Annotated in this window: 10 protein-coding genes, 2 tRNA genes and 1 pseudogene; 7 read left to right on the top strand and 6 right to left on the bottom strand. The window is 60.0% G+C overall.

Annotation, left to right across the window (positions count from 1 at the left end; all coding sequences use genetic code 11):
• Window position 1: 1 nt before the first annotated feature.
• From gspN to gspD, 3 genes are read left to right on the top strand one after another with little or no spacing between them, the layout of a single operon-like run.
• The gene (gene gspN / locus AC1RQI_RS01620; RefSeq protein WP_481903405.1) at window positions 2-826 is read left to right on the top strand and encodes a type II secretion system protein N; all 825 of its coding nucleotides are present in this window, start codon (window positions 2-4) and stop codon (window positions 824-826) included.
• Window positions 823-1,635, top strand: coding sequence for a type II secretion system protein N (locus AC1RQI_RS01625; RefSeq protein ID WP_481903406.1), 813 nt, complete (start codon window positions 823-825; stop codon window positions 1,633-1,635). Before gspN ends, AC1RQI_RS01625 begins: the two co-directional genes overlap by 4 nt.
• Window positions 1,636-1,682: 47 nt before the next feature.
• Window positions 1,683-3,668 (top strand): type II secretion system secretin GspD, encoded by a 1,986-nt coding sequence (gene gspD, locus AC1RQI_RS01630; RefSeq protein WP_481903407.1) that lies wholly within the window; start codon window positions 1,683-1,685, stop codon window positions 3,666-3,668.
• Window positions 3,669-3,727: 59 nt separating this feature from the next.
• Here gspD and AC1RQI_RS01635 read toward each other — a convergent pair whose 3' ends face one another.
• The 3 genes from AC1RQI_RS01635 to purE all read right to left on the bottom strand — a co-directional run bounded on the left by AC1RQI_RS01635 (window position 3,728) and on the right by purE (window position 7,523).
• Window positions 3,728-5,779 carry a putative bifunctional diguanylate cyclase/phosphodiesterase gene (locus AC1RQI_RS01635; protein WP_481903408.1) on the bottom strand — a complete coding sequence of 684 codons (2,052 nt, stop codon included), beginning with the start codon at window positions 5,777-5,779 and terminating at the stop codon, window positions 3,728-3,730.
• A 111-nt stretch (window positions 5,780-5,890) separates the two neighbouring features.
• Window positions 5,891-6,997: a 5-(carboxyamino)imidazole ribonucleotide synthase gene (locus AC1RQI_RS01640; RefSeq protein WP_481903409.1), complete on the bottom strand. Its 1,107-nt coding sequence runs from the start codon at window positions 6,995-6,997 to the stop codon at window positions 5,891-5,893.
• Between the two features lie 28 nt (window positions 6,998-7,025).
• Window positions 7,026-7,523: a 5-(carboxyamino)imidazole ribonucleotide mutase gene (gene purE, locus AC1RQI_RS01645; protein WP_481903410.1), complete on the bottom strand. Its 498-nt coding sequence runs from the start codon at window positions 7,521-7,523 to the stop codon at window positions 7,026-7,028.
• A gap of 165 nt (window positions 7,524-7,688) precedes the next feature.
• On the opposite strand from purE, the gene AC1RQI_RS01650 reads away from it, so the two are divergent.
• From AC1RQI_RS01650 to AC1RQI_RS01665, 4 genes are all read left to right on the top strand, one after another.
• A complete protein-coding gene (locus AC1RQI_RS01650; protein ID WP_481903411.1) occupies window positions 7,689-8,498 on the top strand; it encodes a hypothetical protein in 810 nt (269 codons plus the stop codon).
• Between the two features lies 1 nt (window position 8,499).
• Window positions 8,500-8,757: a hypothetical protein gene (locus AC1RQI_RS01655; protein ID WP_481903412.1), complete on the top strand. Its 258-nt coding sequence runs from the start codon at window positions 8,500-8,502 to the stop codon at window positions 8,755-8,757.
• Window positions 8,758-8,844: 87 nt separating this feature from the next.
• Window positions 8,845-8,921: transfer RNA gene (locus tag AC1RQI_RS01660), tRNA-Asp, on the top strand.
• A gap of 6 nt (window positions 8,922-8,927) precedes the next feature.
• Window positions 8,928-9,004, top strand: a tRNA-Val gene (locus AC1RQI_RS01665).
• Window positions 9,005-9,549: 545 nt separating this feature from the next.
• On the opposite strand, the pseudogene AC1RQI_RS01670 reads toward AC1RQI_RS01665, so the two are convergent.
• The 3 genes and pseudogenes from AC1RQI_RS01670 to AC1RQI_RS01680 all read right to left on the bottom strand — a co-directional run.
• Window positions 9,550-10,085, bottom strand: a pseudogene (locus tag AC1RQI_RS01670) (transposase); the annotation flags it as partial.
• 536 nt (window positions 10,086-10,621) lie between these two features.
• Entirely contained in the window at window positions 10,622-11,638 is a 1,017-nt protein-coding gene (locus tag AC1RQI_RS01675) for a hypothetical protein (protein WP_481903413.1), read from the bottom strand.
• A gap of 334 nt (window positions 11,639-11,972) precedes the next feature.
• The gene (locus tag AC1RQI_RS01680; RefSeq protein ID WP_481903414.1) at window positions 11,973-13,400 is read right to left on the bottom strand and encodes a 3-oxoacyl-ACP reductase; all 1,428 of its coding nucleotides are present in this window, start codon (window positions 13,398-13,400) and stop codon (window positions 11,973-11,975) included.
• Between the last annotated feature and the right edge of the window lie 274 nt (window positions 13,401-13,674).

A 13,674-nucleotide genomic window follows, 5' to 3' on the forward strand; every position in this document is an offset into this window, starting at 1 on the left:
GATGCGTAGATCGTCCCCTCAAAGCCCTGAATCGTCCCCCGACGCCGAGCGACCCCGTTTTCGCGTTGGGCCAATCCGTGGCGTCCTGCTCTTTTTACTGTTGCTGGTCACCTGGGCGGCCGCGTTGGTGGTCTATCTTCCCGCAGGGTGGGTTTGGAACCAAGCGGCACAACAGCTGCCCGTCCCTGAAGCGGTCAAAGTGCGGCAGGTGGGAGGAACCCTTTGGTCCGGCGATGCCTGGCTGACGCTTCAAGGGCTGCCTCTGCGTTTGAGTTGGCAGTTGCAGCCGGGGTCGTTAATCCATGGGTTCGTGCCGCTTGAGTGGCGGCTGCATTCACCGGGATCCCAGGCCGAGGGCAGTGTGACCGCCATGCTGGACGGGCGGGTGCGGCTGCTGTTGCGCCGCGCCCGTCTGGACATGGCGGAGGTGACGGCCCGTGATCTGGGAGTTCGACCGCTTCGCGTCCCGGGGATTGTGGAGCTCGAGAGCTTTTTTGCGGTCTGGGATCCGGAGCAGGGCTTTGGCGATTTCCAGGGGCGAGGCCAGTGGCCGGGAGGCACTGTCACCTGGCCCATGGGCAGCCAGCCTCGCCAGTCCCGCATGCCGCCCCTCGAAGGGCGGCTGACCAGTAACAAGGGTCAGCCCGAGCTGGTGTTGATGGAGAAGGGGACCAGCGCTCCCGCTGTGCGCGTGTTGGTCGACACCGGGGGCCGGGCGCAGCTTGAATTGTACAAGCGCTGGATTAACTTTCTGGGCCTGAACTTCGCGCCGAAAGCGGCTCCGGGCGACATCGTGTTCCGTGCCAGTCAGCAGGTGATGCCATGAGCCGTTGGCCTGTCCGTCTGGCGCACCTGTTGCTGCTTGCTTTGGTGGTTCAGCTTGGCTGGAAGGGCGGGCAGTGGAGTTGGCGCCTACTCTGGCCAGCGCCCTCGGAGCCGGTGGCGCTGGGGCTGGCGGAGGCTACGCCCGGCCGTGGTGGGGGTGGTGATGCGGCCCTGGAGGAACTCGCCCTTTTTGGCCGCCCGGCCTCCGGCGAGGCTGAAAACGTCTCCGCCGTGGAGCGGGAGACGGCCCCGGAGACAGGGCTTACGCTGACGCTTCATGGTGTATTTCTGGCCAGTCACGGGGAGGACTCCAGTGCTATCCTCTCCAGTCGGGAGAGTGCTGCCGAGCGTTACCGGGTGGGCGATGAGCTACCCGGGGGCGCGGAACTGGTGGCGGTGGAACGCAATCGGATCCTGTTGCGTCGCAATGGTGAGGTCGAATCGCTGAGCTTTGATGACGAGGCGCTCACAGTGGGTGGGGTTGCGGCGGCGCGGGAAAGCACGGAAGATACGCGGGCCGGGGTTGAACGCGCCATCGAGGCGCTTGAGGAAAACCCCAGGGAGACCATCGCCCAGGCTGGTTTCCGGCCCAACAAGAATGGCCCCGGCTATGTGTATGACGGCACGAATGAGCGGCTTTCGGCCATGAACCTGCAACAGGGGGATGTGATCATCTCCGTCAACGGCAAGCAGCTTGGTGATATCGAGTCAGACCGGGCAAACCTGAGGCGCTGGATGAACTCGGATCGGCTCGAGCTGGAAATTAAGCGCGGTGGTACGCGCTTTTCATTCACGGTTCCGGTTCCGTAACCGGCAGACCAGAGACAACAACAGGCACTGGTTATCCGATGATCCACATGCAACGACTGTTTTTCACGCTTGCGCTGGCCCTTCTGGCATCCATGCCCCTGATGGCTCAGGATGGCGGCCAGTCCGACGGGCAGGGTGTGGCTGAAACCGAGGCCTCCGAAACCTGGACGGTCAACCTCAAGGATGCCGATATCCGCGCCCTGGTGGACCAGGTCTCGGACATCACCGGCTACAGCTTTGTGGTGGATCCCCGCGTTAAGGGCAAGGTCACGGTGGTGTCCGAGACCCCGATGAACAAGGAGGAGGTATATGACCTTTTCCTGTCGGTTCTCCATGTCCATGGGTTTACGGCAGTTCCCGGCGAGGACGTGATCAAGGTGATCCAGCAGAGTGATGCCAAACAGGCCGCCGAGGACATCACGCGTTTCATGGACGTGCCCTCCGAGCAGCTGATGACCCGTGTTATCCATGTTGAGAATGTCAGTGCCATGCAATTGGTGCCCATACTCCGGCCCATGGTGGCCAGCTATGGCCACCTGGCGGGCGTGTCCGCCGCTAATGCGCTGATCATCAGCGACCATCGCAATAACATCCAGCGCATGCAGCGCCTGATTGATGATCTGGACAAACCCACGGACTCCGAGGTGGAAGTGGTTCAGCTGGAAGAGGCCTATGTGGGGGACATGGTGGAGCTGCTCAAAGAACTGGGACCCGGCAAGCTGAGTGGCCAGGGAGGGGGCAATAAAAGGGACAGTGCTGCCGGTGTGGTCGCGGACGAACGGGGTAATCGTCTCATTGTCAGGGGTGATAGTGCGTTCCGGGAAAAGATCCGTGAACTTGTTGAGAAACTTGATACTCCAAGTACCAGCCGTGGTACCACCAAGGTGATCCGCCTTAATCACGCCGATGCGACAAAGCTCAGCGAGATGCTCAGCGGACTCATGGGGGAGATTACCAAGAATGGCAAGGGCTCCCAGAAGGACGGAAAGAGTAATGTTTCCGTCCATGCCAATAAGGGTTTGAATGCGTTGATAGTACGAGCTAAGCCCCAGTTGATGAACGAAATTGAGTTCATCGTGGATCAGCTCGACGTGCGTCGCGCACAAGTATTGATCGAGGCCGCCATTGTTGAGGTCAGTCGTGAGGTCGGGCAGGACCTGGGCGTGCAGTGGGCAGCTGGCGATGAGTCGGGGGAAACCGCAGCTCCCGTGGCGGGGACCAACTTCAGCAATGTGGGACTCAGTCTCAGTAACGTTCTCGGGACGATACTGGGCGGTTCAAGCAGTGGCGAGGATGGCAGTGGCAATATCGGGCTTGCTTCCGGGCTTACTATCGGAGCCGGGGAGCGGGATTCCAACGGGATAACCTGGGGCGTATTGATCCAGGCATTGTCATCCTCAAGCAAGGCGAACCTGCTGTCCACACCGTCCATTATCACTCTGGATAATTCGGAATCCGAAATCATGGTTGGTCAGAATGTTCCTTTCCGGACGGGGCAGGCGACCAATAGCGGTGACGGCCTCCAGAATCCCTTCACGACCATTGAGCGCAAGGACATTGGTTTAACGCTGAAAGTCGAGCCCAGCATCAGCGCTGAGGATGTGGTTAAGCTTGCTGTTGAGCAGACGACGGAGGACATCGGTCAGTCACTGGACGCCGCGGCGGATTTGATTACCGAGAAGCGTGAGATCAAGACCACGGTGCTGGCGGATAACGAAGAAACGATTGTGCTTGGGGGCCTGATCAGAGAGGACTACCGGATTGCTCACCACAAGGTACCATTGCTGGGTGATATCCCGCTGCTGGGCGCGCTGTTTCGCAGTGAGTCAAAATCGCGGCAGAAGCGTAACCTGATGGTGTTCCTGCGACCGACGATTCTCCGTGAGGAGGGCCAGGCGGACAAGGTTGCCCGTGAAGAGTTCAAGCGCCTGTGGAAGGTGAACCTGGAAATGAAGGGCGAAGACAAAAAGCAGCCTGAACGGCCCCCGCTGCAAGAGATTTTTGAAGGTAATCCCCTGCCACCCGTTGAGTGATGTGATTGGCGCCTAACGGGGGCCAAGCAGCGTAAAACCGGAGCAACCTGGCTCCGGTTTTACGGCTCTGCGCTGAAGGTCTCGATGAAGGCCAGGAACTGGCTGACATTCACGGGCTTGCTGAAGAAAAAGCCCTGGGCCATCACGCAACCCCGGTTGACCAGGTAGACACTCTGTTCCTCGGTTTCCACCCCTTCTGCGATCACGTCCAGGCTGAGACTGCGCCCAAGGTCAATGATGGTATTGGCGATCTGGGTGTCTTCCTCGTTGGCCAGTAGGTCCCGGATGAACTGTTTGTCGATTTTCAGGTGGTGTACCGGCAACCGCTTGAGGTAGGTCAGCGAGGAGTAGCCGGTTCCGAAGTCGTCCACGGCCACGCGGATCCCCTCATCCCGCAGGCGCGAGAGCTTGCCGATAGCGTCATCCAGGTTCTGCATGAAGCTGGTTTCGGTCACCTCCAGCTCCAGGCGGGAGGGCGGCAGGTCATGATGGTGCAGTACCCCAAGGATCACATCCACGATGTTGTTCTGGCGCAGCTGAACAGGAGAGAGGTTGACGGACATCCGCAGCGCCAGCCCCTGATCCATCCATTCCCGGGCCTGACGGCATGCCTCGTCCAGAACCCAGTACCCGATCTCGATGATCGAGAGGTTGAGCTCCGCCAGGGGAATGAACTCATCCGGCGGAATAAAGCCACGCTCCGGGTGATGCCAGCGGATCAGGGCCTCGGCGCCCAGAACGCGGCAGCTGTCCATATCCACCTGGGGTTGGTAGAGCAGATAGAACTGACGCTCGGCCAGTGCGACGTCCAGGTCCCGCTCCAGGTTCTTACGCTCCCGGATGGCCTGGTCGACGCTTGCCACGTAGAACTGGAACTGGTTGCGACCCGCGGATTTGGCCAGGGTCATGGACTGTTCCGCTTTCTGCAGCAGGCGGTCGGATTGCAGGGCGTCATTGGGGTAGACCGCAACGCCGATCGTGGCGGTTATGCTGATCTCCTTGCCGCTGACATTGAGCGGGCGACTGGTTTCGTGCAGCAGCCAGTCGGCCATGGCGGCCGCCTCGTAGGTTTCCTTGATCCCGCTCTGGATGATGGCGAACTGGTCAGCGCCCAGTCGCCCGCCATTGATCAGGTTTTCCTGGTTGCTGTTGTTCGTGATCCGCTCGGCGATCACCTGCAGCAACTGGTCGCCACTGGAAAAACCGTACTGCTCGTTGAGCGTCTTGAAGTCATCCAGCCCGATGCAGAAGATGGCGACCATGCCGCGTTGGCGGCGTGCGGCTTCCAGAGCCCCGTTGAGAAGGCTCAGGAACATGTCCCGGTTGGGGAGGCCGGTTAGCGCATCATAGCGTGACAGGCGGGTGATGCGGTCCTGGGCGTCCTGGTGTTTCTGCTGGGTTTCCGAGATGGCGGTCAGCAGTTCATTGGTGGCCCTGACCCAGGTGTCGAGCTCGTCCCGGTCGTGGCCCCGGGGGGTCTGGAGCAGGTACCGGCCGGGATCCGCAGGATCCACATTCGATAGATCCTCGGCAATACGGAACAAGGGTCGTGTCACCAGCAGGTGATAGACCACGTAAAGCACGAGCCCGAGAATAACGGCGCGGGCCACGCCGGAAAGCATGATCAGGAAAGCGCGCTCAAGCCAGATGGTGGCCTGGGGCGCGGTGTCCACCTTGATGGTCAGCGTGCCGTATTGGATGGCCTCACCGGACTGGGGACGCACCAGCTCCACCTTATAGGTTCGCTGCTGGCCAAAAATGACGTCGGTCAGCGAGCGGTAGGGGCTTTCCGTGAGCGGGCGTTGATCCCGGGCCAGGGGCATCCCGTCGGGATGGGTGATTTTACCCCCACGAATGGATTGTTGTTCGAACAGCCCATCAATGACCTGCGTTGCGAGATCCTCGTCAATACTGTAGACGGCCTGGGTTGCCGGCTCCCGGACGAGGGCAAGTGTCTGGCGGGCGCGGTCATCCAGTTCCTTCGAGACCGTACGGAAGTCAATGAAGATCTGGGTGCTGCCAATGATCAAACCCACCGTAAACGCCGTGATCAGCACCCAGCGCAGGATGCGGTAACCGAGTCGGCGTTCAGGCTGGAAAAGTGTCCTCATGGATCGGTCCGGATTCTTTGTCACTCCTTCCGGGAACCCCCGGCTCAGAACAAGCGTAGCAGGTCTGGGTAAAAAGCTAAAAAATCAGCGACAACAAGGACCCGCGCGGCCTCATGGGTGCCAGTCGAATTCCGGGCAACCGGGTAACAGGCTGGCAGTGTTCATGGCACGCCAGCGTAGTTCTTTAAGGGATTCCGCGACGATGTTGATATGGCCAACCTTGCGACCGGCCCGCTCGGACTTGCCGTAGAGGTGTAGATGCGTGTAGGGGAGTTTGAGGATGTCAGCCACCGGCCCCGTCTCGCCAATCAGGTTGATCATGCAGGTCGGATGGAAGGCGGCCGTGTCCCCCAGGGGCAGCCCGGAAACGGCGCGGATGTGGTTCTCGAACTGGCTGGTCACCGCCCCGTTCTGACTCCAGTGCCCGGAGTTGTGTACCCGGGGCGCCATCTCGTTGGCGACCAGGCCCTCGTCCGTCTCAAACATTTCCAGCGCCAGCACGCCCACATACCCGAGTTCGTTCATCAGGGTCCGGATCATGCGTTGTGCCTGGTCTTCCAGCTCCTGGGTAACCCCCGGGGCAGGCGCGATCGAAAAGCGCAGGATGCCCTTGTGGTGGATGTTCTCGGCCAGCGGGTAGAAAGCCATGTCACCGTCCTGGCCGCGGACGGCGACGATCGACAGCTCCCGGTGGAAGGGGACGAAGGATTCGGCAATGGCTGTGTCGCAGCCAATGTCAGGCCAGGCATCCAGTGCCTGGTCCGGCGTCTCCAGCACGGCCTGGCCCTTGCCGTCGTAGCCATCGGTTGCGGACTTGGCCACAACATGGCCCCCAAGACGCTCTGTGGCGGCTTGTAGCGCCTGCGCCGAGTCCACGGTTTCAAAGGGGGCGGTGTTGATGCCCAGGTCCCTGAAGAGGTTCTTTTCGAGAGGACGGTTCTGGCAGCACTGCAGGGCCCTGGGCACAGGGTGGACGGTTTTATCCGTGGCGATCCGGTTTACAAGCTCGAGCGGCAGGTGCTCGAATTCATAGGTCACAACGTCCGCATCGTTGAGAAAGGTCTGGAGGTATTGACCGTCCGGATCGTTGTAGACGGTGCCCACGCCTGCCGACCCCTTGCCGGCCGGATCGTAGAGGCTGAAATCATGACCCAGGCGCATGCCGTCCAGCGTCAGCATGCGGCCCAGCTGGCCCGCCCCCAGAATACCGATTTTCATCCTACCCTCCTGCCGTGATCGTCGTGGTTCAGTCTGCTGCCGGGTCGGGGTTATCCAGAACGTCCTGCGTCTGTTTCTCCCGGAAAGCCTGGAGCGCCTGTGCAACAGAAGCATCGGACAGGGACAGGACCTGCGCGGCCATAAGCCCGGCATTGCGCGCCCCCGCCTTACCGATGGCAAGAGTGCCGACAGGAACGCCGCCAGGCATCTGGACAATGGAGTACAGCGAATCCACTCCGCTCAGCGCCCTTGATTCCACAGGCACACCCAGAACAGGCAGTGTTGTGTGGGCTGCAACCATGCCGGGCAGGTGCGCGGCACCGCCGGCTCCCGCAATAATGACCTTAAGCCCTCGCTCGCGCGCTTGCCGGGCGTAGTCACCAAGCAGCTCCGGCGTGCGATGGGCCGAAACCACGCGGCGTTCGTAGGCTACGCCGAGCTCGTCCATCACGCTGGCCGCGTGTTCCATGGTCGGCCAGTCTGACTTTGAGCCCATGATGAGTCCGACCTGAGCCTGTTGCGTCATGGGTGACTCCACATCACTGTTCTGCGGGAAAACGCGGTATTTTATGCCCGCAGAGGGGGCGGTGCAAATGGTAACCAGTACTTCGGGCTTTGCGCAGTATTGCAGCCAGAGTACCATGCCATGAACCCCATCAGAGGCAGACATCGTGGACGCAGAGGGACAAGCATGGAGTCACTGAAGCCCGACGAAGACCAACTGGCCGAGCGTGAAAACGTCGCAGCGCAGCGCGGGAGACGGAAAGGCTCTGGCGAGGGACAGAGCCCGGGAATGCGGCCTCTCTGGGCGATGCTGGTGCTTGTGCTGGTCTGTATTGGTGCCGGTGGCTGGCTGGCCTGGAAGCAGGCTGAGCGGATTGCCGAGCTGGAAGGCACGCTGGCAACCGTGAAAAGCGATGTGCGCACCAACCAGATGGAGCTCGGGGTGGTGGATGAGGAGCAGGAGGAAACCGGACAGGCGGTTTCAGAAAAGCTTGAAATGCTCGATAGCGAGATGCGCAAGCTCTGGGTCGTGGCCCACCAGACGAATCAGCCGCGGATTGAGACCCTTGAGGAAAAGGTGGGCTCCATTGAGTCCCGGATCAGCGAACTGGATTCCGGTCAGCAGAGCCAGGCAGGTCGCCTGGAGAAGCTGGCGGGGACCATTAAGGGACTGCCGGACGCAGAGCAGCTGAACGCTTCGGTAGACGAGGCGGTTACGCAGGTGCGTGAGGATCTGGACAGCCGTGTCCAGTCCTTGAAGCAGAGTCAACGGCTGGCACTGGAAGAAATGCGGGCCCGTATTGATGGTCTGGAAAGCAGTGTAACCGCGCTGGAACAGGAAAAGCCCGGCAGCGGTGATCTTGGCAAGCTGAAGGACCGGGTTGCCGAACTGGCCTCGGTGGTGGATTCCATCGACAGCTCACGCGCCCAGCTGACCCAACGGTTCGTACGCCTGCAGGAGCGAGTGGACCGGCTGGCCAGCGGGGAGGGTTCCTGAGATGGCACGCCAGTTTATGGCCGGAGAGCGCCTGCGGCGGCGTATTGATCGTTGGCACGCTTGGCAGCGCGACCAACTGGACTCAATGACTGCTGGCGTGGCCCGGCGCCTGGACAGGCTCAACCAGGCACTGGCCTGGCGGGCCGTGCCCAGATCCAGGCAGGAGCGGGTTGAGGAACTGTTGCGTGAGCGCCGGCAACAGGGCCCGACGCTGGAGGTGATCGAGGGCGGTGAGCGTCGCGATCCAACCGATCACTGAAAAAAATTCGAAAGGGGGTTTGACACTAACGCTGATTTCTTTAGAATACGCATCTCGTTCGGCAGGGAAAGCCCTGAAGAACGAAACGGAGCGGTAGTTCAGATGGTTAGAATGCCGGCCTGTCACGCCGGAGGTCGCGGGTTCGAGTCCCGTCCGCTCCGCCATCTTTTGGGTGGTTAGCTCAGTTAGGGAGAGCATCGGCCTTACAAGCCGAGGGTCGCTGGTTCGATCCCAGCACCACCCACCATTTCCTTTCTTCTTTTGTCCTAGTAGAAATTATAAGACTCGAAGCTCCAGGTCTATGCGGCTCTTAGGCAGCCCTTAGTTGGCTGATTGGTGCTTGCAAAAGCAATCGTGGTTTTATGATTCATCATTCCTTGAGCTACTGAACCAGACCGGGACTGACCTCACTGTCCTTTTCCACGCCAATACCGGCCTGGGCGATAAGACCGAGTCCACCATCAGCCTGGATGGGTTCCCCACACCAGAGTGGCTCTGGCAACGCTACTGCTATTGGACTAGTGGAAGAGCCTGCAGTCCACCGCCAGGACCATTGCCGTGCAGCCTTATTACGGTGATGGGAGGGGCATGACGCCGCGCTACTACCAGCTGGTAGCCATCACCCCGTTTTATTCATCAGCCCCGGCGATCCGGCGCGGAGCTGCTGTGTCGCTTGAATCACCGACCCGGGTGATCGCGTAATATCCGCTTCTTTGGGCTCAACGCAGCTGCTAACGGCCCATGAGACGCCATCACACCCACTCATGGGCGTTATTGGCCAGGGGTTGGCGTGTGCACGCGCGTCAGCGCCGCGACTTTCAGCACCTGCTCGCGCAACCGCGCCAGGCTCCAGCCCTCGCTGGTGCGTTGTTGCGGTAGATCGCGCAGTACGTGCATTAGTTCATAGGCGAAGAGACTGAGCAACAACAGGATCTCGTTGCTGCGCCTATCCACCTGCTGAACGGTGGAGCAGCCCCGGCCGGTGGAGCCCAGATAGGGATCCAGTACCGACTTGAGCTCGCCCATGTGGCCTTCGGCCTTGCCCCGGCGCCGGTACAGGCGCAATACCTCGTCCGGGCTGTGGCACAGCGGATCCAGATTGGTGATGATGTAGAAGTGGTGCAGCAGCAGATCGTCCGGGTGTTCCTGCACCACCAGCACCACACGCCCGGGCTGGGGCCAGCGCTCGGCCTGATAGCTCAACTCGTGACACCACTGGCGCGGCTGATTCGGTGGGCGTCCCGGCGGGCGCTTGAAGTAGGGGCGGCCTGGCGATCCAGCGCCACATTGGGCCGCAGCCGGCCCAGGTACTCGATGCCGTGGTGCTCAAAGCGCCTCTCCTTACACCCGTTTTATTTGATCTTGAAAAACGGGCTAAAAGAATGGTTGGGTAATGCTGAAAAAGGGTCAGGGTCAGCGATTGGCGCATATTTCAGAGTAGGTGCATACACACTGCGTAACTAGCAGCGAGCATAACGGTAAGCGAGAGGCACAACACGTAGAGCCAGCTCAAACCAACCTGAAACGCATTTGCCTCCTGTCTGTAATTGATCGAGCCGTAACTGCGGACCAGTGGGGCAATTGGATTGTTCGGGTTTTTGCGCATAGCCCGTGCTTCAAGTTTTTCCCAGTCCAGATCCAGCACAACATAAAGCGCATAAGCCACTGGTCGCGCGATAAAGGTTCCGATAGGACCTATATGGAAATCAGGTGATTCCTTGGTCTGAACCCGAGCATCGAAGTAACGGCCAAGGCACGGATACGCTAGTACCATGAGTGGTATAATTGGCCCAGCTGCGATTGGAATCAGGTAGCCAATGATGAGGCTGTCGCATGGGTTTGGCACAAACAACATTAGATCAACTTAGTCCATTAGGGCTTGGGAGGCGGAATCAAAAAGATCGCGCGTAACGAGGTCGGTGTAATAGGCTGTGAGCGCACCCACGGCAGCAACGCTTAAGATTAGTACAAGACCCCCAGGGGCGAAGACCAGGGAAAGCCCAATTGCTGTCCCCTGGGCGACGATGGTTGCTGTGCCCATAGAGGCTGCGAAACTCGTAGCCTCTTTCGCGAAGGTGTACTCCTTGTTGTCGCTGTGCGCGACCCGCATACTGCGGCCGAAAATATCGATCGCAACTAAGCCTTTCCCGAGAACCTTCGTTGCACTCAGGCCTCGGTTCAAGCGCTGCGTTTCTGGCAGCGAGCTAATAGGACTCCCCTGGCTCCTTATAGACGACTCGATGCCTCCTGCGAAGCTTTTGTAAGGATTGTGGATCCAGGGCTTATACCTCGGGTTGTTTGCCATTGTCCGTAATTCAGAGGCGAACTGACTGTTGAGTTCCTGAAATGCCTTCTGTGCTGCTCCACGTGCCTTGGCTCTGGTGGCAGCCGGCGAGTGTTTGCTGAGCAAATAGGTATTGAGTGCGTCCTCGTATTGGGCAAGTGCTTTGCCAAATCCGTCGAGCCGATTTCCTGAACTGGAAGCTGCGCCGCCAGCGAGGGTCTGTGCGGTGTTGAGCGTGTCTTTGTGACGCTCTGTCCAACGCTCCACTGCCTGGATGATTGTTGTCGCCTCCGGGCCTAGCGTATTCGTGATCTCAACCAGTTTCTTGTAGTTCTGGGGGCCGAGCCGTATACGGAGTTGCTCAAGGTCTTTTTGCAGCTTCTCGCAGTCCTTCTTTTCCTGATCGCTGTAGTTATTTCCATCAGGAGTAACGACCAGCATCGGCATTGTGATTTTGCCGTTCTTGATGCGGCCCTTATTGCGGTATTCGATTTCTGCTGCGGTTTGCTTGGCGCTTTCAGGGTCGCCGTTCCGGAGGTGCTGTTCAGCTAAGCGGCGGGTAGTCATTCCGCAGGGTGCGCTGACGAGGTGGCCCATTGTGACATCTCTCCTTGATAATGCAGTTCCCTTTTCGAGGCCGTCTTCAGGTACCCGTGACGGCCTGTTTATGCTCGCGAACCGGGCACACCATGTCAAGAAGTTAGAAAGTGCTTCCTGAGGTGGGCCCCGAATTTTGGACAGACCACGAAGCGATGATTCAGCATCGACACAGGAGGTGAGTCATGAATAAGAAACGCAAACAATGCAGTCCTATTGGGTCATTGGCTTGAGGTGGCGCTTACCTTCCCCTTTGGACTTCGTTGGCAGCCTCAACTGTCGTTTGGCGTCCTCGCCTGTGAGCCTCAAACCCACAGACGAGCCGGGCCCTTACCTACTTGCCAACCAGGCTTTGCCCGCAAACGCGCACCACATTGCCATTCAGGCCGCTTGAAAGCGGATTGCTGTACCAGGCTATGGTTTCGGCCACGTCCTCTGGCAGGCCACCCTGTGAGAGGCTGTTCATGCGCCGGCCGGCCTCGCGGATGGTCATGGGCATGGCGGCGGTCATCTGGGTTTCGATGAACCCGGGGGCCACCGCGTTGATGGTGATGCCGTTCTTGAGCTGGCGCGCCATGGTTTCCACATAGCCTATAACGCCGGATTTTGAGGCGGCGTAATTGGTCTGGCCGAAGTTTCCGGCAAACGCGGCGATGGAGGAGACGCACACAATGCGACCGTTTTCCCGGATCAGGTCACGCTCGGTGAGTTCCGCGTCAATGCGCTCCTCGGCAGTCAGGTTCACGGCAATGGCCATATCCCAGAAGTGCTCGGGCATCCGGGCCAGGGTCTTGTCCCGCGTAACCCCGGCGTTGTGCACCACAATGTCCACACCAGCGAAGGCGTCTTCCAGATGGTCCGCGATCAGCTTGGGGCCGTTTTCCTCGGTGATGTCCGCCGCCAGCGGGGAGCCGCCAATGGCTTCGGCCACGCGGTTGAGCTCTTCCATGGTGGCGGGAATGTCCAGGCAGACCACTCGGGCTCCATCCCGTGCCAGAGTCCGGGCAATCGCTTCGCCAATGCCGCGGCTGGCGCCTGTTACCAGCGCTACCTTTCCGGTCAGGGGGGCATTGGTGTTCACCGCCGTACGCCCCTTGCTGGCGTTGCCCTTGCCGATGCGCACCGGCTGGCCGTCCACATAGGCTGACTTGGGTGACAGGAAAAAGCGCACGGAGGATTCAACCTGGTGCTCGGCGTTGGGCGCAACCCAGAGCAGCTGGGCGGTGGCGCCTTTTTTGCCGATTTCCTTCGCCACCGAGCGCACAAAGCCTTCCAGCGCTTTATGGGCCGCTGCGCGCGCCGGGCTCTTGCAGGAGGCTGGATCCGTGCCCAGGATCAGGACGCGACCGCATTTGGCCATCTGGCGGATGGTCGGGTGGAAGAAGTCGTACAGGCAGCGCAGTTCAGAGGGGTCACGGAGACCGGTGGCATCAAAGACCAGTGCCTTGAAGCGGTGTTCGCCAATGGCGTCCTCCTCCATGGTCAGGCTCTTGGCAACGCCACTTTCCACCAGCGAGGCGGAATCACCCAGTGTCGCCGGGCCTTCGGGCGCGTAAAGAGTGGCCGGGCTGCCGCGCAGTATCTCGCCCAGTGTGGCAAGCGCTCTCGGCCGCGGACCGGCGCCCACCAGGACTTTGCCCTCGATGAAGGGCTGGTCCTGACGTTTCCAGCGCTCAAGCTTGAGGGGAGCCGGCAGGCCGAGCGAGGAGGCGGCCTGTTTGCCGACTGGCGTGTTCACGAATTTCAGGTAGAGATCGGACATAGCACTATCCCTTGGTCTGGTCAGTGGTAGTGGAACATTTTCAGTGTCGTCGCGGGGGTGTGTTACATTCTGTAACTGGCTTGATTGTAACCGGGTCGTCTGAAAAGAAGTCTGTCAGTGATCACATCAGGCAACGTTTTAAGTCATTATCAGGCGGTTGTATTGGGCGCTCTTACCCCTTTGATGGCAATGAACCCTCTGTCACCCGGCCGCGTCACCTCAGCCAATGAGGCTCTGGGTGCAACCCGCACAGTATGCACCCGACTGTTTTCAT

The sequence above is a fragment of the Salicola sp. AFF1 genome, assembly GCF_056783195.1.

Excerpts from the sequence above, each read along its gene's own strand:
- gspN (WP_481903405.1), top strand. The coding sequence starts at position 2 with ATGCGTAGATCGTCCCCTCAAAGCCCTGAATCGTCCCCCGACGCCGAG.
- AC1RQI_RS01625 (WP_481903406.1), top strand. The coding sequence starts at position 823 with ATGAGCCGTTGGCCTGTCCGTCTGGCGCACCTGTTGCTGCTTGCTTTG.
- gspD (WP_481903407.1), top strand. The coding sequence starts at position 1,683 with ATGCAACGACTGTTTTTCACGCTTGCGCTGGCCCTTCTGGCATCCATG.
- AC1RQI_RS01635 (WP_481903408.1), bottom strand. The coding sequence starts at position 5,779 with ATGAGGACACTTTTCCAGCCTGAACGCCGACTCGGTTACCGCATCCTG.
- AC1RQI_RS01640 (WP_481903409.1), bottom strand. The coding sequence starts at position 6,997 with ATGAAAATCGGTATTCTGGGGGCGGGCCAGCTGGGCCGCATGCTGACG.
- purE (WP_481903410.1), bottom strand. The coding sequence starts at position 7,523 with ATGACGCAACAGGCTCAGGTCGGACTCATCATGGGCTCAAAGTCAGAC.
- AC1RQI_RS01650 (WP_481903411.1), top strand. The coding sequence starts at position 7,689 with ATGGAGTCACTGAAGCCCGACGAAGACCAACTGGCCGAGCGTGAAAAC.
- AC1RQI_RS01655 (WP_481903412.1), top strand. The coding sequence starts at position 8,500 with ATGGCACGCCAGTTTATGGCCGGAGAGCGCCTGCGGCGGCGTATTGAT.
- AC1RQI_RS01675 (WP_481903413.1), bottom strand. The coding sequence starts at position 11,638 with ATGGGCCACCTCGTCAGCGCACCCTGCGGAATGACTACCCGCCGCTTA.
- AC1RQI_RS01680 (WP_481903414.1), bottom strand. The coding sequence starts at position 13,400 with ATGTCCGATCTCTACCTGAAATTCGTGAACACGCCAGTCGGCAAACAG.